Origin of the sequence: Paenibacillus sp. OAE614 (genome assembly GCF_040546645.1) — a bacterium.
Classification (GTDB): Bacteria; Bacillota; Bacilli; order Paenibacillales; family Paenibacillaceae; genus Paenibacillus_AQ; species Paenibacillus_AQ favisporus.
Genome location: NZ_JBEPOD010000001.1, coordinates 7150186 through 7177173, shown reverse-complemented (window position 1 = coordinate 7177173; position 26988 = coordinate 7150186). Strand labels below are relative to the sequence as shown.

Sequence of the window (26988 nt, the reverse complement as noted above, 5' to 3'; positions counted from 1 at the left end):
ATCTGTCATGAAAATCGGAGTACCCAAGGAAATTAAAAACAACGAAAATCGCGTCGCCGTCACGCCGGCAGGTGCCCTCGAACTGATTCAGCACGGACATGCGGTATATATCGAGCATCAGGCCGGAGCGGAAAGCGGATTTCCCGATGAAGAATACAAGCAGGCCGGAGCCACCATTCTGACGGAAGCATCGGAGGTGTGGTCCCAGGCCGATATGATTATGAAGGTGAAAGAGCCGCTTCCCAGCGAATACGGATATTTCCGCAAAGGGCTCATCCTGTTCACGTACCTTCACCTGGCCGCCGAGCCGAAGCTGGCCGAGGCGCTTGTGCAGTCCGGTGTTACCGCCATCGCCTACGAAACCGTGAACGTGAACGGCACCCTGCCGCTGCTCACGCCGATGAGCGAGGTCGCCGGACGTATGGCGGCGCAGATCGGCGCCCAGCTGCTGGAGCGCCCGCATGGCGGCAAGGGCATCTTGCTCTCCGGCGTTCCGGGCGTATCGCGCGGCAAGGTGACGATCATCGGCGGCGGCACGGTCGGCATGAACGCGGCGAAGATCGCCGTTGGTCTCGGCGCCGACGTCACGCTGCTCGATCTCAGCATTCCGCGGCTGCGCCAGCTGGACGATATTTTCGGCAGCCAGATCAAGACGCTCGTGTCCAGCCCGTCGAACATCGCGAAGTCGGTTCAGGAGGCGGACCTCCTGATCTGCGCCGTCCTGATTCCAGGCGCCAAAGCGCCGCGCCTCGTCACCGAAAAGATGGTCAAATCGATGAAGCCAGGTTCGGTCATCGTGGACGTGGCGATCGACCAAGGCGGCATCGTCGAGACGATCGACCATATCACGACGCACGATAACCCGACGTACGTGAAGCACGGCGTCGTGCACTACGCGGTGGCGAACATGCCGGGCGCAGTGCCGCAGACGTCCACCCTGGCGCTGACGAACGCCACCATGCCGTTCGCCCTGAAGCTGGCCGGCGAAGACCTGCAGCATCTGCTGGCAACGAACAGCGCCATCCGCAGCGGGGCGAACGTGGTCAACGGCAGCATCACCTACGAGGCGGTGGCCCGCGACCTTGGATACGACTACGTGCCGGCGGAGAAGGCGCTCGGACGCATTAAAGTATAGTCATCGCCCCTCCCTACAGGATCGATACCCATGTCAAAAACCGGCTTCCTGATGCATAGGAGCCGGTTTTTTTGGGGTCCGCTTCGGTTACTTTACTTGATAGTAATTTGAATCTCAACGGATTCCTCGAAACGCTCGCCTGTGGACTTCAGGCTAAAATCGGGACGCGCGATGATCGTGTACTTCCCTGGAGGAAGGGTGCTCCATCTGGCGTCCTTCAGCATCTGGGCGGGCAATTCCTCATTCGGGTGGGCCTTCTGATAGATCGTAAAATTGTAGCTTGCAATATCAATGGATGAGTCCAGCTGATCCAGGAACACATCACAGGGTGAATATGTAATAGGGGTCAGGATCATAGGGATGTCGGCGCCCCCTCCCTCCCCCGCCTCATCGCGAATCTCAAAGTAGAACGGCTTAAAGCCTTGATTAACAACTGCCTCCTTGTCCCCCAGGTACTCCAGCTGCGCCCAGACCGGAATCGGCTTGCCGTAGGGAACCTCCGTTTCGGCTGCATAAATGGACAGCTTGAAATCCCCCAACGTCTTCGTGGCATGAGCCTTCGACTTCCCGTTCACCGGAACAGGCGTATCCACATGCACCGTGTTGAACTCCTTGTCGTAAGAAACTTTGGCTCCCATCACCGTGGAAACGTCGCGCAGGGGGACGTAAGTCGAGTCCCGGTAGGAGAACATCGGACCGGTTCCGCCTTTCGCCTCTTCCCCATTAAAAACCAGCCTCGGCTGAACCGGCTTGACCTGAAGCGAGTCGGAGGAATAGGCGGCGATGGATAAGCTCCATGCAGCGGCGGCCAGACCGGTTACCGCAGCCGCCCGTATCCATAATTTGCTCATGCTGCTGCACCCTCTTTTCCATGAATCTGTATGCCTCTCGGACTTATTGGACATTTCGAATGGTTAGCCTTATCATACCATGATCATGGAATTTTTTTGAAAAATTAGAATGCAGCACACAACCTTATCCCCTCTTGACTGCCCTGGAGATAGTAAGAAGGTCCTCGAGAGATTTCCAGGAGATTTCTCAGAAAATCCTCTACTTGTAATCAGAGGTTCTCGGAAGTTCTGAGAGGTACACGAGGTTTCACGAGGTTTCACGAGGTTTCACGAGGTTCTCACGAGTTGCTTAAAAGGATCTCACTCACGACGTTCTCAGCAGCCTCTTCGCCCCACTGTCTGCCGCCTCAGATCGGTAGCGTCGAACAAGCACCCAGTCATACAGAAGCGGGATCAGCAGCAGGCTGATCAGGGTGGAGCTGATCATGCCGCAAACGACAACGATGCCGAGCATTTTCGAGATGACCGTGTCGCTGCCGTTCGAAAAGCACAAGGGCAGCAGCGTCAATACGGTGGTCACCGCCGTCATCAATACGGGGCGTACCCTGGAGGAAGTTCCAAGAAGAATCGCTTCCCTCGGAGCCATCCCTGCGGATAGATGGCGCTCGACCCGGTCCACCAGCACGATGCCATTGGTTGCGGCAATACCGGTAATCATCAGCAGGCCGACAAGCGTGGCCAGATCCCACTCTCCCCCGGTCAGGACCATTCCAACAATGGAGCCGATAAAGGCGAAGGGAATACCGGCCAGCACGCAGAGAGGAGCCCTCCAACCCCGGAAAACCATGCTGAGAATCAAGAGGATCAGCACAACGGAAACCGATAAAGCGATCGCCATTTCTCCGATCATTTGTCCGACCTGAGCGGTGATGCCGTTCATCGAGTAATGAACGCCGGCGGGAAGCGCAAGCTCACTCAGACGTTTCTTGACCTGTCCGGCGACCTGCTCGATATTCCTGGACGTAATATTCGCGGTCACTACAGCAAAAGGCACCCCATCCCGCTCCCGAACGACCTGCGTCCCGGCAGCCCTCGTCAAGGTTGCCAGCTGTTCCAGCGGTACAGGCTTCCCGTCTTTGCCCTGGAACGTTTCGCGTCCAAGTACGGCCAGCACCTCCGTTTCCGGCAGTTCCATGCCGGAAGCGTCACCGCGGGCAGCCGGGAGCTCGGTCCGGATTTCAAGGGGAACCGCTTCCTGCTTACCGGCGTTCATCTCGATCAGCGTCCCTCCGGCCAAATAATTCCGGACCCTTTCCATCACCTGCTCCGGCTTTACCCCGGCGCGTTCCAGCTTGGCCCGGTCCAGCTCGACCCGGTAACCGGCTAGGCCGTCCTCATCGTCGGCGGCCCCCAGAACGCTCAAGTTCTCCATTCCTTCCAGGCTGCTGCGGATCGTCCCGGCGGCCTGCTCCAGCGTGGCGCCGTCGGCACCGGTTAAATCAATTTTTACTTGGGAGTCATCTCCGGAAATATTCTGGTTCGTGACGGTGACCACGGCACTGCCCGACAAAGCGGTCAGCCGCTCCTTCAGCCTGGCCGTTACCACGTCAACGTCCTCGCCCTTCTGCACGGACACGGCAATATTGGCGATATTATCGCCTTGGATCCAACCCCCGCCCGCGTCAAACACATCGTCGAATTGAGGCGTAAAAGAGGAGCCCAGGACCGAAGAATAAGCGGAAATTCCAGTGTCCGAGGCTAGAACTTGTTCCATACGCTTTACAGCAGCATCCACTTGAGACAACGTCGTCCGCTCGGGAAATTCCAGCTGGACGTTAATTTGACCCGTGGCGTTGGCAGGCAAAAAGTTTACCGGCAGCAGAAACCCTCCGGCGACGGCACCTGCCAGCAGCACCGCAAAGGCGGATATCAATCGCCCCTTCCGGGGAAAGGCCCACTGCAGGACGCGCCGGGTAACGGGTTCGAAGGCTGCGCCGGAAGCGCTTGGTCGGTTTCTTTGCCATACGTAATACAAGGCGGGAACTACCAAAGCCGCTACCAGCAATGAGGCTAGTAAGGCAATGACCACCGACCATGCGAACCCCGAAAACGCGGCACCAATCATCCCGCCGACCAAAGCGATAGGAACAAACACCGCAACGGTCGTCGCCGTCGACGATACGATGGCGGGCAGCATTTCCTTGGCCGCTTCGGATATCCGCCCGGAAGACGAAGACTTGACTTGGCTCTGCTTGCGGTGGATATTGTCGAGGATCACGATCGTGTCGTCGATCACCCGCCCCATCGCTACGACGAGTCCCGAAACGGTGAGAATATTGAGGCTGAATCCCATCACGTGAAGCAGCCCCGTGGTTACCAGAATGCAAATCGGCAGCGACAGCGCAATGAGCATCGTAGACCGGATGTTACGGAAAAAGAGAAATACGCTGACCATGGAAAATAAACATCCTAACAGCCCTTCCCGAAATAATCTGTTCAGGGAAGAGTGAACCTGCGCTCCCTGATCAAACATGACGGAAAGCTTCACATCCTCCGGCGGGTAGCCGGTCATGCCTGAGAGACGGCTGCGAATGTCATCCGATACTTCCGTGATGTTGTCCGACGGTTTTTTGATAATGTCCAGTACAACGCTCGCAGCACCTCCGGTTCTGGAGATCGTCTGCTTGTCGACCAGGGAGGGAGACAAGGCCGCAACTGAGGAAAGCGGCTCGCTCTGCCCGTTTGCTCCTTGGATAGGAAGGTCCATCCAATCTGTCGCATTCGGACTCCAGCCCGAAGCCTCAAGAGGAATGGACATGACGCTGTCCGTCAGCTTGCCTTGAACCGAAGGAAAACTCACTCCGGCCAGGGACTGCTTGACGTTATCGACCGTTAACCCCGCCTTGGCCAGATCCTCCATCCGAACCGACAGAACATAGCCGTTCTTCGCGGAGCCGGTAGCCCGGACTTCGCTTACTCCCGGTGTATGCAGCAATTCATCGGCGATCTGGGCCTGAACGGTCGTTCTAAGCGTATTTTCATCCACTTTTCCTGAAGGGCTTGTAATGGTCAGCCTCATGATCGGAAAAGAACTCGTGCTGACGCGGGTAACGGTCGGCTCTCCCGCGCCTGCCGGCAAAGCTACATCCCGTAAAGCATCGGTTACGTCCCGCTCGGCACGATCCATGGTGTAATTCAAGGGAAAATACAAACTGACCAAGAGTCCGCCGTTAAAACTGTTCATCTCCAGCGATTGCAGCTCTTCCACGCCGCGGACCGCCTGCTCGATCGGCCTCGACACGGCGTTTTTGATCTCCTCGGCCAGGAAACTGGGGGCATGAACCGTAATCATGAGCGTAGGATTGTTGATCGGCGGGAGATAATCCCGATGCATCCGGTAAGCGGATGTTCCCCCCCAGACCAGGATGATGGCCAGCAGGATCAGAATCAGCACCGTTCGTTTCATCGCTGCCTCGATGAGTCTGTTCATCATTGCTCAGCTCCTTGTGGGATAGACGGATGGGGGCAATCCCCCATGCTCCTGAAAACGGAACAATGGGGGTATATGCCGCACCTTTGGTTTTACGCTTGTCTACTGACGGTACAATCCTTTATTGAACCGCTTTGCTGTCCGGCTGACTTGCAACTTCCGCAGGAGTAAAGACCTTGTCCTCGCCCGGATACGGCGTATCAAACCCTTTGGTTGCATACCACGTCACATGGTTCAGCATATTGGCGTTCGTCTCGTCCGGAGAAGCCTGATCCCCGCTGAAATGAACCTTATTTTCGTTCGACCATGCCGTCCACGCCTTCTCGATTTCCTTGGCTTCCGTCGTCACCTCTGCCGTATTGGCAAGTGCCGCTGTGTTAGAGCCGGGCTGGCCGTTTAACGTATCGAGCGGAATCTGGTTCGGCACGAAATCATACGGTGTGAAGTCCGGCTTATCGGTAAAGAGCTCGCTCATAGGAACGGCAGCTGCATCGTTCTGATTCATCGGCGGCAGGCCCAAAATTTGCTCAATGCTCCGGACCATGTTAATCACGGTCCAATAATGGCTGTCGGTCACGCCTTTCTTGACCCAAGGGCTGATGACGTAAGCAGGCGCACGGTGGCCGTCCACATGATCCACCCCGTTCTGCGCGTCATCCTCGGTCACCAGAATTAAAGAGTCTTTCCAATACGGGCTGTGGGAGATTAAATCGACGATCTTGCCGACGGCCAAATCATTGTCGGCCACCTGGGCCTGCGGAGTCGGGAAGCCGGTGGATGTTCCTGCCGTGTGGTCGTTCATAACCCACATCTGCACGATTTGCGGCAGGTCGCCGTTTTTCACATAATCCTCGAACTTTTGCTTGAAGATTTCGTACCGGTATTGATCCGGAATGCCCGAATCGAACGTCGGGAACGGCTTATAGGTAATCGGGTCAAGCGACGGAATATCGGTCTTGGCCGTATAATCCCCGATCGGCACATGAAGCTCCCCCTGTTTTTGACCCGACAGGATCAAGTAATCGTTATACCAGTCCGTCCAAGTACCGAATGCCTGAGGACCGCTGAATGCCGTGGTGTCTTCCCCGAAGTTGACGACGGATACCCCATGCTTCAAGGCATTGTCCCACAGGTGTCCGGTCGATGCGTAAGCCAGGGAATCTCCCGCGCCCCCCGGGTAGCTCCGTACGTTGCCCACGTCCGTTTCCTTGTCTTCGTAATCGGTATTGGTTGCCTGCATGACCCACTGGTGTCCGCTAGCCGACTGAATGCCGGATACGTAGAAGTTATCGAGAAGTGGATAAGTATTGGCGATTTTGTGGAAGTTAGGGGTTACGTCTTTTCCAAATTGAGTTAAAGCGGGGTCCGAGTTGCCTTTGCCCATATCCCCATGGACCTGGTCATAGGTTCGGTTCTCTTTGACGATGTAGAAAATATGCTTGATCGGCGAGGGCTCGCCAATCCGCTCGGGCATGGCCGTCGGCTTCTTGTTGTTGCGCGGCTTGGCATTGCGCCCGGCAATTTCGAACCAATTGTTGTTGGCATAGACGTCATCCGTCCATTGGACAAGCTCTTTGTTTCCAAAGGATGCCGGAATGATGGAGAGAGATCCTTGCTGGGCATAAGAGGAATGTCCCGTTACGCTGATACCCTGTATCTTCAAATTGCGCTCCGGTCCGAGGGAACCGACCCCGTCGGCATTCGCCACGAGCAGACGATTATGGGCTTGATCCGTTGCGATATCCACTGGGAACCATGCGGTCGGTACCAGTCCGCGAAGTCTTGGTTCCTTGGACGGCCCGTTCCAGTCATAGACAGCCAGCGCGTTGTTGCGCCCTAGACTGACCGCAAGCTGGTTCCCGTTAATCATCTTTACCGCATTGGGCGCCGATCCTTTGGGTGCATCAGGGTAAGGCTTGACGTCGATCGTCTGCACGACATGGTTTGTTTGTGTATCAATGACCGACACCGTGTCGCTGTTCGTGTTGGCGACAAATACATACGACCCGGAGACATCCATCCGTGCAGGCTGCAGTCCTACTTCGACCGTTGTGCTGACCGTTTTCCCGGACAGGTCCACTACGGAAACGGTGCCGCTGGCCGAGCCTCCCGTTTGCTCCGCTACGATTGGCGTCCCGGATGAGTCCACCGTGAGGTCGCCGGGCTCGGCAGCTCTTCCGCCTGTGTTCGTTACATAAGCCGTATTGCCGCTGACCACGACGCTGGTCGGTGCGTTGCCTACGGGGATTCGGTCGGTGAGTTGGCCCGACTCCAAGTCAATGACGCCGAGGCTGTTATCACGGCTAAGTGCTACGAGGAGAGTCTTCCCGCCCGGCCCCAGCGCAATATCTTGAGGGTTAATGTTGCCGCCTACGGCTGCCAAAGGAAGGCTCACTGTTTGCAGAATCGACGGGATGCCGTCATCGGCGACCGACATGATGACGACTTTGCCCGTCGTTCCGGACGAACCTGTTGCATACAGCCGGGTGCCGTCGGCCGAATAAGCCAGGCCCCACATATGTGAAAGGCTTAACGGGATGTTATTTTTGATCAGTGCTCCCGTTTCCAAATCCACAATGTTGATACCATTGCCGCCATAATCGCTTCTTCCGATAATGGCCGCTGCCGTCTTTCCGTCCGGACGCACCTTCACCGAAATCGGGTTTCCCCCGAATTCGACTTGCTGGCCAGCCGGCGTAACGTATTGATTGACCGGTGTCAATACCGAACCGTTCGCCTGCCGTCCGACCAGGTCTTTGTCAAAAGGGTTTCCTACCGCCGCATACACGCTCCCTGCGCCGAGCAGCAAAGATGCCAGTGAAATCAAAGCCACGCCCCTTTTCTTCCCTAACTTCTTCCGTCCCATTCATTCCCTCTCCTCTGCTATCGATTTCAATCGTCCTGCAGGATAGATATTAAGAAGGGAATGTAACGCCGATGTAAAAAGAAACGACGTATCTGATTAAACGTTTGAAAATAATTCCAAACCCCTATATGTATCATTCTTCATAGGGGGTATATCCGACTAAGGGGCGCGTCCATAGACCCAAGTGCAGAACATGCGTCCACAACGAAAAAGAGGCCCCCGCAGGACCTCTTCATACTGTGTTTTTAACTGACCGATCGAGACGCCCTTAGATGAGCGTCCCTTTCTTCAGCATTTTCGTCGGATGGTCGTTGACGACCAGCGGCAGCATTCTCATGCTGCTCACCATTGGAGAGCTGCACTGAACGCAAACCGGCTCCGTTTCAAAAGCAAAGTTGTCTCTCATCCAGCCGTTGCATCCATCGTTTACGCATGACCAGATTAAAGTATCGGCCTCGGGAATTTCCTCGACCACTTTTTTTCCGAAATACATCGCGAACCCTCCCGTTATTTACCTCAGTTCATCGGTGTCCGCTTAGTATGCCCCAGAAATATATATTTATGATAAAAATCGCCTGATGATCCGTAAAGCAGCTACCGCTGGATTTCGTAGTACGTTTCGTCCGCGTGCTTACGGTCGGTTCCTTTCAGATACGCCCATATAATTTTCGGATTCTTGACGACGGCCCAATCGCCGTACTCATCAAACTTCCGGCAGGAAGTTGTCATGTTGGCCTTCGTGACGGTGCCGTACTTCTTCCCCTGCTGCTTGCCCCATTGCTTGAGCCGCTTGGCAAACTCGGCGTCTTCCGCCATCAGCATGTTTTCGTTAAAACCGCCGATCGCTTCAAAATCCTTCTTGTACCCCCAGAACAGTCCGACGGTAACCAGTCCGTATTTGAACAGAAGGGGCCCGATCAGCAGCATCCCGGAGACGATGATACCGAGCGACAGCCGTTCAAACTGGCTCCTCACCCCGCCACCGATCCATTGTCCGGTTGCCAACAGCCGGTCGATCTCCGTCAGCATGTTGTCCGTCACCCAGCTGTCGGCGTCAATCGTCACGATGATCTCTCCTCTGGCCGCCTGAATCCCGGCGTTGCGGATCTGCGACAGATTTTTGCTGTCGTTCTTCAAAATGACGGCCCCGTACGATGAAGCAACCTCCTCAGTCCGGTCGGTGCACCGGTTTAAGACGGTGATGACCTCCACCTGTCCCGGGTAAGGCTTCGCCGCGGCAGCCAGAGAATCAAGGCAGCGCCCGATATAGTTCTCTTCGTTTCTGGCCGGAATAATCACCGAAAATTTAATGTTTCCCGTGTGGTCGGTACCTGCGAACCGCTTTGTTTCCATCAGCCATCTCTCCCTAGGATTGATTACTTGCGAATCCCATCAAGCAGTAACGTGGTGGCTTTGCGGAACAGCTCTTTCATCGCTGCCTTGTCCATCAGGTGGTAGCTGTCGCTGAGACCGGAATAATAGCTGAGAATAATAAAAGACAGCTCCTGCACGCTCTCCCCTTTCCATTCCCCGCTGTCCAGTCCGGCCTGGACCAGATCCTCAAATCCCTTCATGTAGTTCTGGATGATCTCCATAAACCGCCGCCCGGCTTCCGAATCGGCACCCACCCGGATCATAAATTCCTCGCCGGCCTTGTTGAGCGGCTTCTGAAGCGTGTCGACAAAATAGTCGGCGTAAGCGTAGAGCTGCTCCGTCGCGGAACGATCTTCCCCGGACTGCTCATGCCAGATCTGCCAGGAGTTCGTAAACGCCTGCTCCGCCAAGTAGAGAAACAAATCCTCTTTGCTCTGAAAATGGTGGTAGATGCTTCCCTTGCTGCAGCCCGTGGCCTCGCAAATATCCATCATGGACGTTGCGGCATACCCTTTGGCGGCAAACAGCGCCTTAGCTCCCTCGACAATGGTCTGTTTGGTCTGTTCGGCTTCGTATTTACGCTTTTTCATGATCGGAAGGCTCCTTGTTGTTTTAAAACCGACCGTCCGGTTTGTATCCATTATATGGTATTTAAAGGCCTGGTGTATCCTGCTTCTTTGTCTGTTTTTTGACATTTTCGGGCGGCCTGCCCTGTCGGGAAGCCCATGCTCATGCAGTAGCCACGCCGGATCGGTTATGTCATAATCAGGATCAGGGAGACTGTAAAAGGTACGGAATAAACGTTTGGTAACCGGTGGTCCCGGTATCACCTGAGGAAAAGGAAGCGGTGCGCATGTTTGAAGATATTACGGAAATAGCGGGGCAGATGCTCATTTTGGACCGGACGGCACACCTGGAGGATGTGGATGCTCTGTATCCATTCGCGATGGACGAGCTGCTGTGCCGGCGCACAGGAGAAGGCGGTCCGCCGTTATGTCATATTTGGCGCCATCCCCGGTCTTTTATTATCGGTCTGAGGGACAGCCGGCTTCCCGGAGCGGAGCAGGCCCGGGCTTGGCTGGAATCGCTCGGGTACCGCACGGCCATCCGCAACTCGGGCGGCGCCGCCGTTCCGCTCGATCCGGACGTGGTCAACGTGTCGCTCATCCTGCCGAAGCGGGGCGCGGGCGATCTCCACTTCCACCGGGACTTCGAGCGGATGTACGCGCTCATCCGGCAGGCGCTGGCCGCCACCGGCCAAACGGTGGACAAAGGGGAAGTCGCCGGGGCTTACTGCCCGGGTGACTATGATCTGAGCATCGGCGGACGCAAGTTCTGCGGCATTGCGCAGCGCCGCCAGGCTCATGCCTACGTGATCCAGGCCTTTGTCATCGCAGGCGGATCCGGGCGGGAGCGCGGCCAGCTGGTCAAGTCGTTCTACGACCTGGCTGCAGCCGGGGCCAAAGACGGAGATTACCCGTCCGTTGAGCCCGGTACCATGGCTTCGCTGGACGAGCTGACCGGCATGGGCCCGGGGGCGGCCGATACGTTTGCCGCTTCCGTCAAAGAAGTGGTCCGGAGCTTGCAGACGGCTGCCGGAGTAGCCGAGGCGGCGAGCCGTCTGCACCTGCCGTCCGAGGAGGAAATCCGGGAGATGACGGTCAAGCTGACGCACCGCTACACGCCCCGGACGCCATAGGCCCGCCTCTATAAATTCAAAATCCGCCCGCGAAATTTATCGGGGCGGATTCTTGATCAGCAGAAGAATGCTCTTATCCAGCTTATCATTCCAGTCTATAAAGCAATCGGATACCGGCTGATGCAGCAGGCTGTTCAGACGCTTGCTGCGCATAATATACTCTTTTTCCAGTCCGCTCTTCACCGACTTCAGCAAGCGGCCATGGCCCAACCGGATCAGCGCCTTCTCCAGCTCCAGATACACGCCGCTTCGCACAACCAGCAGCGTTCTGGGATTGAGCTCAAAGGAATCAATCTGCTCGGGCGATTTTTGAATCCGCTGGCAAATGTGGAGTATTTCCGCTTCGACTTCGGATTTCACAGGGTACTCCCTGTTCACCGCGGCGCCCTGTCTGCCCGCCTCTGCCGATACGACCACAATCATCCCCGATCCTTTATGGAGATTCCAGTCATAATACACCTCTTCCGGTTTCGATCCGTTCATGATTTCAAGATAACTGATAATTTCGGGAATCACCGCCTGCATCAGATTGGCTCTTGTCTGCACAATCATGTCCTCCTGTTCCTGTTCCAGCAGGATGCGTTCAGACGGCGTCAGGAAGTTGCGCAAATATATCGTAATAAAGGTGTGACCGACAGAAACCACCACGGATTCAGGTCCTTTGCCAAAGTGGTCTCTTAATAGCTTGCTGGTATAGCTGGCAAAGAGCTGATGAAATGGTTGTTGGTTATGTAATTGATCCATTGAATTAGACGCGTCGTTGCGGTACGCTGCTAAACATAATCGCGGCAGGCCGCTATATCACGTGTCCGCAAAAGCGTGTCTTTATATCCCTCCTGATTACGAAATAAGCGGGTGTTTCCCTGTCCCCGGCACAACTCCCGGGTCCTCAGCAAAACAAAAAGGCCTAACTTTCCCTTTAACAGCAAGAAAAAGTTAGGCCATAAATGACTTTTATCCAAGGATATATTCATTCATTTACCCGACAATATGAAATTGACGTTTACCAGTCTTGATTATAGCATAGGTATCGTTCCAAGAACAACCGCGTTTCATAAAGTGCGAATATGTTTATTTACATTCCAAATTAAAGCAGATGAGCGGAGGTTGACGGCATGAACGGTGCGGAGATCAAAACGATATTCTTTAAGGATGACGGTGTTATTCCGGGCAACCCCAACCTGCCGGTCATCCTATACTTGGGTTCGCTTAAGGATGAACCGGAGGAAACGGAAGCTATCTTTAACCGCAACGGCTGGCTGAACAGCTGGACGAACGGCGTTTTTGATTACCATCATTATCACAGCAATGCGCATGAGGTGCTGGGGGTTATTCGCGGCTCCGCCGTGCTTCAGCTCGGCGGTGAACATGGCCAGAAGGTCGAGCTGACCGCCGGTGACGTGGCCGTCCTTCCGGCCGGAACGGGGCACAAGCGATACTCTGCCAGCAAGGATTTCAGGGTTGTCGGAGCCTATCCGGACGGCATGGATTACAATCTGTGCACCGGCAAGCCCGGGGAGCGCCCAAAGGTGCTGGAAGACATCGCCCGGGTGCCCCTTCCGAATACCGATCCGCTGTACGGTGCGGCGGGCCCGCTCATGAGTGCCTGGAAACCTCAGCAGCAGACGGGAAATCACGCTTAATCCTTCCTTTGACGAGCGCTGGTTGAACGAGCCTCGTGAAGCGGAATGCATTACAGCTCTGAACAAGTTAAGCCGCAAGCAGTCCCCCATTTGACATTCCTGACAAAATAGGTTTCGATTAGGATCAAACGTCAATTGAGGTGAACATGCCATGCGGCTTCTTGTCATTGAGGACGACAAGCATTTATCCGATACGGTATGCGAGACGACCCGGGACCTGTTTGAGGCCGATCAGGCCTTTGACGGCGAAGAGGGACTGTATCTCGCCCAGCAAAATATATACGATGTTATCATTCTGGATATTATGATGCCGGGTATGAACGGGTACGAAGTGCTGACCCATCTTCGGGAATACGGCATCTCCACGCCGGTGCTGATACTGACCGCCAAGGACAGCATCGACGACAAGATTCAGGGCTTCAAGAAGGGGGCCGACGACTATCTCGTCAAGCCGTTCCATCGCGAGGAGCTCCTGCTTCGCCTGGAGGCCATCGTCCGGCGCTCTGTCGGAGGGTTCAGGGAGCACACCCTCTCCTTCAAGGAACTGAAGCTCAATCTGAAGAGCCGTACGGTCAGCATCGGCGAGGAAGCGATCCTGCTGAACGGCAAGCAGATCGACCTGCTGGAATACCTGATGAACAACAAAAATATCATCGTCACCAAAGAGCAGATTTTCGACCGGGTCTGGGGTATGGATTCCAGCACCACCAACACGGTGATCGAGGTCTATATCAGCAACCTCCGCAAAAAGTTCAAAGCGGCCGGTTACGACAGATACATCAAGACAATCCGCGGCATGGGGTACATGCTGTCGGAGAACGGTGAAGACCATGAATAAAAACAAAGTGATCCGTCACCAGCAGCTCCGGCTGATTCTGTACAATCTGATCGCATTCACCCTGCTCTTCGGCCTGTTCGGAGCAATCGTTTTCGGCCAAATGCGAACAACGCTGTTCGCCAAACCCGACCGGGATCTGACCATGTACAAAAGCATCATCGAAGCCAGGTTCGGCGGCAGTCCGCTCAAGGATGGGTCGTCGGAGCGGTTCCGGTTTGGCAGGGTCATGCCCCCTCCAAGCCCCCGGATCATTCCCGTTCAATGGGACACCAACGGAGAAATTACCAACATCCAGCAGATCGGCATGCTGAACTACGAAAATTACGGTTTGGAAAATCTTAAATTCGACCCGTCCACGATCGGCGTCATTTCCAACCTGACCTTGAACGGCACGTACCACTTCCGCACACTGACCGTTCCCGACCCCCTTTTCAAGGGCAGTTACATCCAGCTGCTGGTTGATGTCGATACCGAGCATAATCTGCTGGGCAACTTCAAACGCATCATCATCATTTGCGCGGCCGTGTTTATCCTGCTGTCGATCACCGCCAGCATCATTTTATCCCGGAAAACGATGAAACCCGTGATCCGCTCCTGGGAGAAGCAGGTGGAGTTTGTGGAGAACGCGTCGCATGAGCTGCGGACTCCGCTCACTATCATCCAGAACAAACTGGAACTGCTGCAGACGATGCCGGATAAAAAAATCGTGGACACGTTCGAGAACATCGCCTTGTCCCTCTCTGAAACGCGCCGGCTGTCCCGGCTGACGACCGATCTGCTTACGCTCGCCAGGGCCGATTCCACCGAAACCCAGCTGGAGAAGCAGCCGGTCGACATAGACGAATTGATCCACGAAATGTGCAGCCCGTATATCGAAATCGCTGAGCTTTCGGACAAGCATATCTGGCTCCGGCTGACGAGCAAGGCCCGGATCCAGGCGGATCCCGCCCGGCTGCATCAGCTGATGGTCATTTTATTGGACAATGCCCTCAAATACACGGGAGAGCATGACAGCATCGGGATCAGCACCTTTATCAAGGAAAATCGGGTGTTTATCGAAGTCAGCGACACCGGCATCGGTATCAGCGAGGAAGGACTTCAGCGCGTCTTCGACCGGTTCTACCGGGAAGACCGGGCACGCACCAGGGAGAGCGGCGGCTCCGGTCTCGGGCTCTCGATCGCCCAGTGGATCGTGCACAGCCATCACGGCACCATCCAGGCGCTTCATAACCATCCGAAGGGCGTCATTATCCGCATCCGTCTTCCAAAATAGCCGTCTCCCTCTCCTCGGATTTCCAGGCAGCATATCATCCCCCTCACGTCTTGAACACCAAGATGCGAGGGTTTTTTTGTGTTTATGATGTTTTGGGGCGGTTGGAACTTTTGGGCTTTCGGGGCTTTCGGGGCTTTCGGGCTTTCCGGGCTTTCCGGGCTTTCCGGGATTTCGGGATTTTCGGGCTTTCCGGGATTTCGGGATTTTCGGGGTTTTTCTGAATTTTACATCGAATTTCCAGCTTAAGGTTTCGTTAAGACCGCATCATGCTTCGATAGCAAAGCAAGCTTCGCATGAACAACAAAAGAGGCAGTCTGTACCGGCAACCCTATTAGGGGCCTGGTTCGGTCTGCCTCTTTTTATATGAATAATAAAATTAAAATGTCGTTAGCCCCCCTGTAGGGGGGAATGGCTGTTTTTCATATAGGATCTCTTTGGTGAAGAGTGGATGAAGTTTTATCCCGGTTCCCTTTGATGACGATGATCATTTGCCTTTTGGCCATCCAACAGTATGAAAAACGGGGTCTGTCCTTATCCAATGGACACATTCTTATTTTGTCCTACAAAAGAAGGACAAGACATATATATCCTCCTGCACGCGGTTGGACTCAAAAAATCACTATATATAGTACCAATATTCAACAAATGCCCTATATATGGAAGCGGATGTTTGAGCAAAGATATGCTACCTCTGTCCACCATTTAAAAGACAAAATCTGAATTTGTTCATTATACGTAGACAAGATCAATTTAACCGTGAACCAGCTCTAAATCGTCTAAATCGCAAATCATTCAACTATTCTCCGGCATTCTTCAGGTTTTCCGACTGGTTTCCCAAATTTAAAGCCAGTCTGGCGCTAAGGATGTTCCACGCTGGCTCGCCAATCTCCAAACTTCACCAATATAAAATACTGAACTTTTGCCGCCATCCTGAGCAACGCCTGGCATCCTTACACCCTGCGCGATACGAGCCGTACCAGGTCGACGGTCAGCACCGGCAGGGACACGGAAGCGGGATACGCCAGGAACCGCGGCTCCCATTCGGGCGAAAACTTGCTCTTGTACTTCCGGAGGCCCTTAAATCCGTACCAATGCCCTCCGTACTGGAAAACCAGCGCGGCCAGCTTCTCCTCACGCAACGCGCTCCGGGTCTCGCCCACGCTTGCCAGCGGCGCGTTCCCGAGATTGAAGACCTTGTATCCCTGCTCCTTGGACCACTCCAAGAGCTGGACAAACAAATAATCCATCGTCCCGTTCGGAACCTGGCTGCGGTGGCGCATCAGATCGATGGATATCGTCCGTCCGCCGTCATAAGCCGGGGCAAGGGACGCAAAGGCAAAGATGCTTCCTCCGGTCTCCCGCAGCACGGCAATCGGCGCCTCCTGCAAATAGCGCTTGTCAAACCAGCCCAGGGAAAACCCTTTTTCCCGCCTGCCGTGCATCCAGTCGTCCGACACTGCCCGCAGCTCGCGAAGCAGCTCCGGTGCAAAAGGCGGATGAACCACTTCAAACACCGCCCCCTCCCGCTCAAAGCGATTGCGTACCGTGCGCAGATCGGTGTTTTTCTTGCCCGACAGCGTAAACTGATCCAGATGCACCAAGGCTTCTTCCCCAAGCTTGAAAAACCGGTAGCCGAACTCATGATACATCGGCAGATAGCCGGGGGTCGCCTGATAGAAGACCACGGACATCGCGTAGGTATCGGCCATTTGCAAAAACTCGCCCAACGCATCCGGTACCAGCTTCTCCGGACCGAGCGGATCGCCGAGCACGACCAGCTTGTCCCGCGAGCGGGCGTAAGGGATCAGCACTTCGCCATCCGCGGACCAAAAGAAGCTTTTATCCCCCGTAAACAGCATATGGGTCAGCAAATTTCCGTGATGACTCTGCAGATACTGCCGCAGCCTGTCCAGATCGGCCGGTGTCGCCGGGGCCGCCACCTTGCGGCTGGGACGGAGCACGATCAGCATGGTCAGCAGGACCCATGCCCCGGCGAGACCGATCACGGCGGATGCGGCATACGGATTGGAGCCGACCATCCAATGCATCCGTTCCGCGGTCGGCAGGTGGCGCAGCCATCCGTGATGGACATGGGCGCCGACCCAGTAATAAGCCAAGGCGATGACCGCCGAGAGCATGTACCATACGGCTGCGCTTCTCCACTCGATCAGGGCGCCCGAGCGATAAAAACGGGCCCGCGAGATCCACAGCATCAGCGCAACGATCAGCAGAAAGATCGCCTCTTCGAAATCGAACGCCTTCGTAAAGGTGAAGACCGCCCCGGCGAACAGCAGCCCGCTCGTCCACAAATACGCCCCACGGATACGGAGCGAAATGCCTCGGGAAAGGATAATCAGCATAAAGCCGATCATGACCGACAGCAGGTGGGAGATGCGCATGATCGGCATGGACAGCAGTTCCTCCGACAACCGCAACCGATACAGCAGTCCCGGCGTGGCCGCCGACAGCAGCAGAAGAAGACCGCTGACCAGCACGAGCTTGCCAAGCGCCCACACACCCAGATCGCTGAGAAAGCGCATCTGTCCCGGCCAGCGCCACAGCCGCTGCCAGGCGTTCAGCGGAATCTCGATGGCGGTCTCGACCTTCTCCAAGTTGCGTTTCGCTGGACTGCCGAATTCGAAGGCCGCCATGATCAGCCCGATCAGCCAGGGTATAACGTAGTAGAACAGCCGGAACAGCACCAGGACGGCCATCGCCCTTTCGGCGGGAAATCCCATGCGCTCAATGCCGAGAAGGACGGTCAGGTCGAACGCGCCGATGCCTCCCGGCGCCATGCTGAGGATACCGGCAATGGCGGATACAGTATACATGCCCATGACGCCCTGGAAGGTCACGTCATGCAGGACGCCGGCGGCAATCAGCCAAAACGTCACTCCGGCGCAGACCCACTCCAGCAGCGATGCGCACAGAGAGACGGCCACCGTGCTCCACGGCGTTCGGCCCTCCCCTTTGTTGAACCACCGCGCGAATAGCGATGAGCGCTGCATCAGAATAAATAAAGGCAGGTACAGCGCCATCCCCCATACGGCGAAAATCAGCCAGCGGTGCTCCCGAATCATTGTGGTTGCCGGGAACACCCCCGTTAGAACACCCCAGGACATGATGGATAGTCCCGTGATGATGACCGGTGACAAAAATACGACCGCAGACGCCATCAGTGAGGGCGCAATGCCGCTCCTTTTATACAGCAAGGTACGGAGACCGGCGCCGGTCAGTCCGGCAAAACCGATAATGTTGTTGAACGTGTTGGCGATCCAGGCATAGCGGAACGTGTTCCACCAGCCAACTTTCAGCTTGAAATGCATGCGGATCATGTAATCGTACAAGCTCATCACCCCGACGGAAAACAGGGAAAAGAGACAAATCCCCACAACGGTGCCCACCGGCAGCAGACGCAGCTCATGGAACGTACGCGCCAAGTGAATCTGCCGCAGCTCCCGCTGCCCCTCCCAATAGACGAGCGCGATCACCGCAAGCGGAATGAGCAGACGAATCGCTTTGATTTCATATATTGAAGCCAGGATACGGAAAAATTTGTACCGCTCCAGCTTTTCCTTCATGTTATGCACCCTTTCAGCAGCGAAAACCCATTGATGTTGGTCCTGACATTCTTCCTTATCCTACCATAAAGCACTCATCCCATCCAAACACGTCCAATGAACCGGGTTTCTATGGGGAGATCGCGATGAGAGACCGGCAAACAGGGCGGAGAGAAACGAAGGCACAAAGGCCAGATTCGGCTGCCAAGGATCGGAATAATGCTGTCGGAATAACGCTGTCTGAATAACGCTGAATGTTAAAAAATCCGGCCCCGCAACAAGCGGAGCCGGACCATTCCATTTTTATTCTCAATCGATCACTTCATTGGAGAAATCATCTGCATTTCCCGGCCCCAATGGCGGTGCATGGCGATGGCGTCGACCAGCTGCCGGGCAAAGATGCTGCCGTCTTCCGTCTCCTTGCGGATCACCAGTCCGGTATCCTCGCCCGGAGACGTCAGATGGCCGGAAGATGCCGAGGCGTCGGCCAAATGAATGCCTGAGCCGGACAGCAGCCCGGCCGCCAGCTCGGAGGCGCCTACGGTTTTGAAGTGGTTGTAGGCTTCCGTCACGAAATTGACCGCCTCTTTGATACCCTGAAGCTTGGCGATACTCTGCTCCCCGCCGGCCACATAGACGGCGTCAAACAGCACAGAGTCAGCCGTCAGGAAGGTATGCATGGCCTCCAGCTGGCTGCCGTCGGTTCCGGCGATCATACCCAAATTCTCGCTGACGACTTCCGGCACGACACCTGCTTCAGCGAAGGCCGCGAGGACAGCCTTCATTTCGCCCGCGTCGAATCCGTCAGCGGCCAGCACCGCCACCTTACGGGTAGCCGGAGACATGGCGGTGTGGAGCTGGCTCAGCGCCGGGGAAGCCTGGGTTTCGGCACCTCCTGCCACGGTCGTTCCAGAGGCTTCTTCTCCAGCCTTCGGCGGGTTGACACCAACGCCGAGGGCGATTTGCTCAGCCAGCATCAGATCAACGTTGCCGAACATATCGACAACCTGCTGCTGCACGCTTTTACTTTTCACCTTGCCTACTTCAAAGCGGAAAGCTTTAATAATATGCTGCTTCTCCACGTCGGACATGCTGTTCCAGAACAGCTTCGCCTGGGTATAGTGGTCCTTGAAACTGTCGCTGCGCGCCCGAACCTTACGCCCCTCCACCTTTTCCTGATAGTGGGTGTATCCGCCCTCCTGCTCCGAGACCGGACGGGGATCGTTGTTTCCAAGGGAGTTTTTATGATAGCTGGTTTGGCCCCGGTTGATCGTCATGCGGTGGTATCCGTCGCGCTGATTGTTATGGATCTCCGCCACCGGCCGATTGATCGGAATCTCATGGAAGTTCGGTCCGCCCAGACGAATCAGCTGCGTATCGGTATAAGAGAACAAGCGTCCCTGCAGCAGCGGATCGTTCGAGAAGTCAATTCCCGGCACGACGTTGCCCACGTGGAAGGCCGCCTGTTCCGTTTCGGCGAACACATTGTCCACATTGCGGTTCAGCGTCATTTTCCCGATGCGCTGAACGGGAATGAGCTCCTCCGGCCATATTTTGGTCGGGTCGAGAATATCAAATTCGAAGTTGAACTCCTCATCCTCCCGGATCATTTGCACGCCAAACTCATATTCGGGATAGTCGCCCTTTTCAATCGCTTCCCACAGGTCGCGGCGGTGAAAGTCGGGATCCTTGCCGGCGATTTTCTGCGCTTCGTCCCAGACCAGGGAATGCACGCCCAGCAGCGGCTTCCAGTGGAATTTGACGAAATGTGCTTCGCCCTTGTCATTGACGAGCCGGAAGGTATGTACGCCGAACCCCTCCATCATCCGGTAGCTGCGCGGAATCGCCCGGTCCGACATCGTCCACATGACCATGTGGGCCGATTCCGTGTTATTGGCGACAAAATCCCAATGCGTATCATGGGCCGTCGACGCCTGCGGAATCTCGTTATGGGGCTCAGGCTTAAACGCATGCACCAAATCAGGAAATTTCAGCGCATCCTGAATGAAGAAAACCGGAATGTTGTTGCCTACGAGGTCAAAATTGCCGTCCTCTGTATAGAACTTGGTGGCAAAGCCCCGGGCATCCCGTACCGTATCAGCCGAACCCCGCGAACCGGCAACGGTTGAGAAACGCACGAACACCGGCGTTTTCCTCGACGGGTCCTGCAGAAACTTCGCCTTCGTATACTGCGTCATCGGCTTGTACACCTGAAAATACCCGTGTACGCCAAAGCCCCGGGCATGAACCACACGCTCAGGAATACGCTCATGGTCAAAGTGGGTCATTTTCTCCCGAAAATGAAAATCCTCCATTAACGTCGGCCCGCGTTCGCCTGCTTTGAGCGAATGTTCGTCCTCAGAAACCCGAACGCCCTGGTTCGTAGTCATGGGTTTCCCCGCATCGCTGACGCGGAATTCCTCCAGCTGGCTGTCCTTAACATCCTTCTGTGGCTGCTGTTCATTCTTACGGTCCATCAATGCATCCCCTCCTGGTCGGTTACGGACGGTGTCCGAGTATTTACACCCGTTATTACCCGAATGAAAATCCACCCAAACGGGAATGTTAACCTGGACATTTGCGGTACATTCGTTAAAAGCTATGCTGCAGAGGCGTTTTCCGGATTTCAAACTTTTTTGCCAAACCATATTTACATTTCTATAAAAATAGATATAATAAGATCCATGGATACCTTATTAACCATTAAAGCACTATCAAACGAGACCCGGTTTAAAATTCTCGAATGGCTGAAGCATCCGGAGGAGCACTTTGATCCTCAGGAGCATATGCCGGCATCCTGTAATTTCAAAGGCGGCATTTGCGTCGGCAGCATTTCGCAGAAGACAGGGCTTGCACAGTCGGTTGTTTCAGGCTACCTGGTGAAATTGCAAAAGGCTGGTTTGCTGGAATCCCACCGGGCCGGCCAGTGGACCTACTACAGACGGAATGAGGAGGGTATCAATCGTTTTATCGAACAACTCAAGAAAGAGCTTTAGGCTAAAATGACATATGGTACACATCTGAACCTTTTGGCTTAAACGCTCTTTCTTTTCATCATATATATCTATTTTTATGTAAATGTATAAAGATATAAATCTCACATATTGGAGGAAACCGATACATGAACAGCAATCCACAGCATACCCGTTCCACCGCAGCTTTATTCGAACCGTTTACCATTGGCAATTTGACGCTGCCCACCCGCATCGTCATGGCGCCCATGACCCGCGGATTCTCCCCGAACGGAGTACCGGGCCCGGACGTAGCAGCCTATTACCGGCGCCGTGCCGAGAACAACGTCGGCCTCATCATTACCGAAGGTACGGTAATCAATCACCCGGCGTCTACTGACAGCCCGAACATTCCGAGATTTTTCGGTGAAGACGCCCTGAACGGATGGGCCGAAGTGGTCAAGCAGGTTCATGAAGCCGGAGGCAAGATCATGCCGCAAATCTGGCATATCGGCATGACCCGTCCGGTCGGCGCCGAGCCGAATCCGGAAGCGATGCCGATTGGTCCTTCGGGCCTTGATCTGAACGGCAATAAGGTTTCCGAACCGATGACCGAAGAAGAAATCGCCTACGTGATCCAGGCTTACGCCGATGCGGCTGCCAATGCCAAACGGATCGGGTTTGACGGAGTGGAAATCCATGGCGCCCACGGTTATTTGATCGACCAGTTCCTGTGGGAACAAACGAACCGCCGCACGGACCGTTACGGCGGCGACATGATGAAGCGCGCACGCTTTGCGATTGAAGTCGTGGAAGCCGTCCGCCGTGCCGTAGGACCGGATTTCCCTGTCGTGCTGCGCCTCTCCCAATGGAAGACAAACCAATACGACGCAAGGCTCGCCCCAACTCCGGAAGACCTTGGGCAGCTGCTTGGCGCCTTGTCTGACGCGGGCGTCGACGTGTTCCACTGCTCGACCCGCCGTTTCTGGGAGCCGGAGTATGAAGGCTCCGACCTGAACTTCGCCGGCTGGGCTAAGAAGCTGACGGGCAAACCGGCCATTACCGTCGGATCCGTCGGACTGGACGAAGCGTTCACGAGCCTGTTCGCCGAAGGCAAAGGCGCAGGCAGCAAGGATATCGACGATCTCCTGGAACGCCTGGAGAACGGCGAATTCGACCTGGTTGCCGTAGGCCGTGCATTGCTTGGAGACCCGGCTTGGGCCACCAAAGTGCGTGAAGGCCGCTTCGACGAGCTTGCTCCGTTCACGCCTGAAGCGCTGAAAACACTGGCTTAATGCGGTCCCGCCCCACCCCGGGACAACGCGCCGCATGAAGCCTTGATATAAATAAAGACCGGAAGAGGGCTGCAGCCTCTTCCGGTCTTTTTGCTGTGTACAGAATATTATTTTAGTATGCCTGTGCACAATGCGTTCATACTTCTACAAGTTATTAGGAGTCCAGCGTGGAGTCCTTCCCGCTGACATGGGCCATCTGCTGCTTGCGGGACCGCCCGCGCGACAGGGTTTCCGGCAGCACGATCAAGGCCGGTACCAACATCGGCAGCAGGATGAAGCAGAGCACGACGAGACCGACGATCACGGCCGCAGCCAGCTCGATCAAGAGCACGAGCCCCGAAGGCATCAGCGTTGCGAACGTTCCGCCGAGAATGACCATTGCGGAAATAATGACGCCGCCGACGCTGCGGGCTGCCTTGACGACCGCTTCTCCCGGAGACAGCTCCCCGTTTTCCTTGTAGCGCTCCATCAGGAAGATGCTGTAATCCACGCCCACCGCGACGATGACGATGAAGGAGAAGAACGGCACGAAGGACGATACCCCTTCCGCCCCGATGATATAGGTCGTTACGAACTTCGAGGCACTCATCGCCACGTAGTAGGAAGCGACAAGTGACAATACGATAAAGACCGACGGCCAGAAGGAACGGATCACGAACAGCAGAACGACGAACACGCTGACGATGACGATAATCGCCGTGCTGTTGAAGGATTTGATCTGGGCCTCATTCGTATCATACGTCGTTGAGCTTGGTCCCGCAGCTCCGAACTTGGCGTCGCCCAGCACGGTTCCCTTCAGCGTGCCGGAAACCTCGCTGTTGATTTTCTCGATCGTGTCCATGGCCGCCGGGGAATACGGATCGTCGTTGAGGATGACAATCAGCTTCGTAATCTTGCGGTCCTTGGACATAAAGGCATCCACTGCCTGCTGGAAGTCCTTGTTCTCCAGCGCTTCCCGTGGAATAAAGAAGGTCTTCGAGCTGTTCAGCTGGGTCAGGAAGTCATTGGTCTTGCCGAGACCTTCAGAGATGTCGCCCAGTCCGTTGCCGCTCTGGTCGATGCCTTCCTTCAGCTGGGACATGCCGCCCGAGAGGCTGGATAGTCCGCTCAGCAGCTGTTGCTGCCCGCTTTGGACGCTGCCCAGCGCAGCATTCAGCTTCTTCATGTTTGCGGCGATTTCCTGGCTGCCGCTGCTGCCTTGGCGCAATCCATTGGCCAATTGGTCGGCTCCTTGCTCCAGCGCTGCCAGGCCGGCAGCCATTTGCTTCTGCGCCGCGGCAATTTGGCCCAAGCCGCCGGAAGCTTGGGCGAAGGATGCGTTCAGCTTGGCATAATTCGCATTCAGTTCCTTGAGACCGCCGTCCAGCTGCGCCAAACCGGTAACGAGTCCTTCGCCGGTCTGCTTCAGCTGGATATAGTTTGGATCCTCGGCCAGCTCGCTGTGGCTCTCGCCCAGATTGCCGATCAGCGTATTCATGCCGGCAAGCCCCTGCTGAATTTGCGGAATCTGTCCGGATACCTGCTCATAACCGCCTGCGAGCGACGCATATCCTTTGGACAGCTCGGTGAGTCCTTGATTGATTTTGGACGTATTGGTGCTGACGGTGTTCATACCGGCTTCGAGCTTCGCGATGCCCTTGCTGAGCTCCGAGGCGCCGCTTGCTCCCTGCTGTATGCCGCCGGTCACGTGCGAGATCGCGTCCGTAATTTGGTCGTAGCCCTGCTTGACCTGCCCCGTCCCCGACACCAGCTGATTGGCGCTGGAGAAGTCAGGCGTCGTCAGCTTATCACCGATCTGGTCCAGGCCGTCCTTGATCTGGTCCACGCCTTTTTTGGACGCCGAAATGCCGTCCGTCACCGTCTCCGTCTGGCTGCTGATATAGAAGTCCTCCACAGGCTCCGACTGCGGCTGAGTCACGCTTGATACCGACTTGACCCCGTCGATGCCTTTTAACTTCTCGGTCAGCTTGTCAATAACCCCAAGCGTGTCGTTATTGTCCATCGTCTTGTCGTCTTCGATGACGACAGTCGTCGGCAGCGCCTGGCCGCGGCTGAAATGATCAGCGACGATGCTGAAGCCCTTGGTCGACGGATAGCCGTCCCCCAGCTCCTTCAGCTGGTCGAAGGACAGCTTCTGGCCGCTGGTCAGCAGCACCGGAATCATCAGAATGACGATGATGACCGTCACGATAACCGGATGCTTAACGGAAACTGCCGTCAGCTTCGCCCAGAAGGTGCTTTCCTTGTGGCCAGCCACCTTTTTCGACGGCCAGAACAGCTTCGGTCCGAGCGTCTTCATCAGGAACGGCGTCAGCGTCAAAATTTCAAGCACCAAGATCACCGTGCCGATCGCAACCACATTGGCCGATTTATAGATGCCGAAGTCCGAGAAGCTGAGTCCTGCAAAGGCAATAAAGACGGTAAGAATGCTGTATACGATCGTTTTGCCCGCCGTTCTGTAGGAAGCGACGATGGCTTCATCGACGGATTTGCCGTGCGACAACTCCTCTTTAAAACGGTTGAACAGCAGGATGTTATAGTCCGTCCCGATCCCGAACAGGATGAGTACCAGCAGCATCTGGGTCACGCTGGTGACCGGGAAATTCATTTTATCGATAATCTGCGCCGCAATCCCCATCGAGCAGAGGTAGGATATACCTACGGCAAGGAGTGACACGAACGGGATCACGATCGAACGGAACATGACGATGAGCACGACGAGAATAAAAATAACGGTCAGCGCCGCGCTTTTCTCCACCCCTGCCGTGGACGCCTTGATATAGTCGTTCTGGATAAAATCCTCGCCGCTTAGGTAGTATGTCGCTTTGACATCCTTCAGCGCCTGATTGAACTGATCCGTGATTTCTTCCATATCCCGCCCATTCTTGTCCAGGCTGAAGCTGACCATCACGGTCGTGCCGTCCTCCGAAATCAGCTGAGATTTAGCTTCAGGCATCGAGAACGGGTCCAGGACTTCGGTGATGCCAAGCTCGGACTGCTTCGCCTTCATGTTCATCACGCCGCTCTCGATGCTCTTCATATCCTCATCGGTCAGCTTGTTTTCTTCGTGGAACACCACGATGTCGCTGGTCCCGCTCTGGCCGGTCATTTTATTGAGCAGCGCCCCCGCAACCTTGGAAGGGCTGTCTTCGGCGAGGGGATCCTGACCTCTCTGCTGGAGAATGGCATTCACGTTGGGCTGGAACACGGTCAGCAGGACCGTCGCCACCAGCCATAACACCAGAATCGCCCAGCGCCACTTGATGATTTGCCGCATGTTGTTGATATTCCTCCTTCAACTTCCTTAGTAAACAAGCGTTCATTTTTGAGCGAAAAAAAGGGAATCCCTTGGATTCATCCCTTTTTCTTATTCCAATGATCGGTGCCAAAGTAGTACAGATACACCAGCTGGTTCACCAGCCGTTTGACCGTTTCCCCGTCTTCATGATCACGCAGAATCAGACATACGCCTTCCACCACGGTTCCGCCCAGCATCTGGGCCGTCTGTTTCTCTTCCAGCGTCAGCCCGCCGGTCTCATCCTTACCGAAGCGGATCATGCTCTCCAGAATCGATACGACCAAAGCGCAAATGCTTGCCTTCACGCCGGCGTATTTGGAACCGGTGCTGCGGTTGAGCAAAATCATCAGCTCAGCGCTGGATTCCTCGAACAGATCGAGAATAATGCTCTCGACCATCTGCAGGCAGTCGCTCGCCTCTGTCCCTTTGGCGAAGTTCTGGTCCACTTCCTCCTTAATGACCAGGATGTTGGCGATGCATCGCTCATAGACCGGCCCGACCAGCGCTTCGAACAGCTCCTCTTTATTTTTAAAATAACGATAGATATTCCCGGTGGTCATGCCGGCGGAGGCGGAAATGCGGCGCATGGAGGCATCGGCGTAGTCGTGCTGCTTGAATTCGGCCAGTGCGGCGTTCAAAATACTTTGGCGGACGTCATCTTTGAGAATTTGCATAAATAAACACCCGTTTACTGATAGATTAATGAGTTTATTATAGCGGCTCCATCGCCTGCTGGCAAATGTCGTTTTTCCGGCTTTTCATCCTATGCGGGAAA

The 26988-nt window shown here is 55.3% G+C and carries 18 protein-coding genes; 7 read left to right on the top strand and 11 right to left on the bottom strand.

The window, feature by feature from the left end; translation table 11 throughout:
- Positions 1 to 7: 7 nt before the first annotated feature.
- Positions 8 to 1135, top strand: a complete 1128-nt coding sequence (ald, locus tag ABIE48_RS32850; RefSeq protein ID WP_192716779.1) for an alanine dehydrogenase — start codon at positions 8 to 10, stop codon at positions 1133 to 1135.
- Positions 1136 to 1227: 92 nt separating this feature from the next.
- On the opposite strand, the gene ABIE48_RS32845 is transcribed toward ald, so the two are convergent.
- From ABIE48_RS32845 to ABIE48_RS32820, 6 genes are all read right to left on the bottom strand, one after another.
- A complete protein-coding gene (locus ABIE48_RS32845; RefSeq protein WP_192716780.1) occupies positions 1228 to 1986 on the bottom strand; it encodes a stalk domain-containing protein in 759 nt (252 codons plus the stop codon).
- A 304-nt stretch (positions 1987 to 2290) separates the two neighbouring features.
- Entirely contained in the window at positions 2291 to 5419 is a 3129-nt protein-coding gene (locus ABIE48_RS32840) for an efflux RND transporter permease subunit (protein ID WP_354520453.1), read from the bottom strand.
- Positions 5420 to 5537: 118 nt separating this feature from the next.
- Positions 5538 to 8282 carry a bifunctional YncE family protein/alkaline phosphatase family protein gene (locus ABIE48_RS32835; RefSeq protein WP_192716782.1) on the bottom strand — a complete coding sequence of 915 codons (2745 nt, stop codon included), beginning with the start codon at positions 8280 to 8282 and terminating at the stop codon, positions 5538 to 5540.
- Positions 8283 to 8550: 268 nt separating this feature from the next.
- Positions 8551 to 8775: a cold-shock protein gene (locus ABIE48_RS32830; RefSeq protein ID WP_192716783.1), complete on the bottom strand. Its 225-nt coding sequence runs from the start codon at positions 8773 to 8775 to the stop codon at positions 8551 to 8553.
- A 101-nt stretch (positions 8776 to 8876) separates the two neighbouring features.
- Positions 8877 to 9638, bottom strand: a complete 762-nt coding sequence (locus tag ABIE48_RS32825) for a glycosyltransferase (RefSeq protein WP_483312702.1) — start codon at positions 9636 to 9638, stop codon at positions 8877 to 8879.
- Positions 9639 to 9658: 20 nt separating this feature from the next.
- Entirely contained in the window at positions 9659 to 10246 is a 588-nt protein-coding gene (locus ABIE48_RS32820) for a TetR/AcrR family transcriptional regulator (protein WP_192716785.1), read from the bottom strand.
- A 263-nt stretch (positions 10247 to 10509) separates the two neighbouring features.
- On the opposite strand from ABIE48_RS32820, the gene ABIE48_RS32815 reads away from it, so the two are divergent.
- Positions 10510 to 11355 carry a lipoate--protein ligase family protein gene (locus tag ABIE48_RS32815; protein ID WP_192716786.1) on the top strand — a complete coding sequence of 282 codons (846 nt, stop codon included), beginning with the start codon at positions 10510 to 10512 and terminating at the stop codon, positions 11353 to 11355.
- A gap of 36 nt (positions 11356 to 11391) precedes the next feature.
- Here the strand turns inward: ABIE48_RS32815 and ABIE48_RS32810 are convergent, their stop codons facing one another.
- Entirely contained in the window at positions 11392 to 12099 is a 708-nt protein-coding gene (locus ABIE48_RS32810; RefSeq protein ID WP_192716787.1) for a Na-translocating system protein MpsC family protein, read from the bottom strand.
- A 371-nt stretch (positions 12100 to 12470) separates the two neighbouring features.
- On the opposite strand from ABIE48_RS32810, the gene ABIE48_RS32805 reads away from it, so the two are divergent.
- From ABIE48_RS32805 to ABIE48_RS32795, 3 genes are all read left to right on the top strand, one after another.
- Positions 12471 to 12998, top strand: coding sequence for a cupin domain-containing protein (locus ABIE48_RS32805; protein WP_192716788.1), 528 nt, complete (start codon positions 12471 to 12473; stop codon positions 12996 to 12998).
- A gap of 151 nt (positions 12999 to 13149) precedes the next feature.
- Positions 13150 to 13836 carry a response regulator transcription factor gene (locus ABIE48_RS32800; RefSeq protein ID WP_192716789.1) on the top strand — a complete coding sequence of 229 codons (687 nt, stop codon included), beginning with the start codon at positions 13150 to 13152 and terminating at the stop codon, positions 13834 to 13836.
- Positions 13829 to 15109, top strand: coding sequence for a sensor histidine kinase (locus tag ABIE48_RS32795; protein ID WP_192716790.1), 1281 nt, complete (start codon positions 13829 to 13831; stop codon positions 15107 to 15109). The genes ABIE48_RS32800 and ABIE48_RS32795 overlap by 8 nt, the downstream gene beginning before the upstream one ends.
- Positions 15110 to 16059: 950 nt before the next feature.
- On the opposite strand, the gene mprF is transcribed toward ABIE48_RS32795, so the two are convergent.
- Together mprF and ABIE48_RS32785 are read right to left on the bottom strand one after the other, a co-directional pair.
- The gene (gene mprF / locus ABIE48_RS32790; protein ID WP_483312675.1) at positions 16060 to 18690 is read right to left on the bottom strand and encodes a bifunctional lysylphosphatidylglycerol flippase/synthetase MprF; all 2631 of its coding nucleotides are present in this window, start codon (positions 18688 to 18690) and stop codon (positions 16060 to 16062) included.
- Positions 18691 to 18986: 296 nt separating this feature from the next.
- Positions 18987 to 21146, bottom strand: a complete 2160-nt coding sequence (locus ABIE48_RS32785; protein WP_192716792.1) for a catalase — start codon at positions 21144 to 21146, stop codon at positions 18987 to 18989.
- A gap of 207 nt (positions 21147 to 21353) precedes the next feature.
- Between ABIE48_RS32785 and ABIE48_RS32780 the strand changes: the two genes are divergently transcribed.
- On the top strand, positions 21354 to 21665 hold the full coding sequence (locus ABIE48_RS32780) for an ArsR/SmtB family transcription factor (protein ID WP_105445588.1): 312 nt from the start codon (positions 21354 to 21356) through the stop codon (positions 21663 to 21665).
- A 125-nt stretch (positions 21666 to 21790) separates the two neighbouring features.
- Positions 21791 to 22915: an NADH:flavin oxidoreductase gene (locus ABIE48_RS32775; protein WP_192716793.1), complete on the top strand. Its 1125-nt coding sequence runs from the start codon at positions 21791 to 21793 to the stop codon at positions 22913 to 22915.
- Between the two features lie 154 nt (positions 22916 to 23069).
- On the opposite strand, the gene ABIE48_RS32770 is transcribed toward ABIE48_RS32775, so the two are convergent.
- Both ABIE48_RS32770 and ABIE48_RS32765 read right to left on the bottom strand, forming a co-directional pair.
- The gene (locus tag ABIE48_RS32770; RefSeq protein ID WP_192716794.1) at positions 23070 to 26192 is read right to left on the bottom strand and encodes an MMPL family transporter; all 3123 of its coding nucleotides are present in this window, start codon (positions 26190 to 26192) and stop codon (positions 23070 to 23072) included.
- Positions 26193 to 26269: 77 nt separating this feature from the next.
- The gene (locus tag ABIE48_RS32765) at positions 26270 to 26887 is read right to left on the bottom strand and encodes a TetR/AcrR family transcriptional regulator (RefSeq protein WP_145027841.1); all 618 of its coding nucleotides are present in this window, start codon (positions 26885 to 26887) and stop codon (positions 26270 to 26272) included.
- Positions 26888 to 26988: the final 101 nt, after the last annotated feature.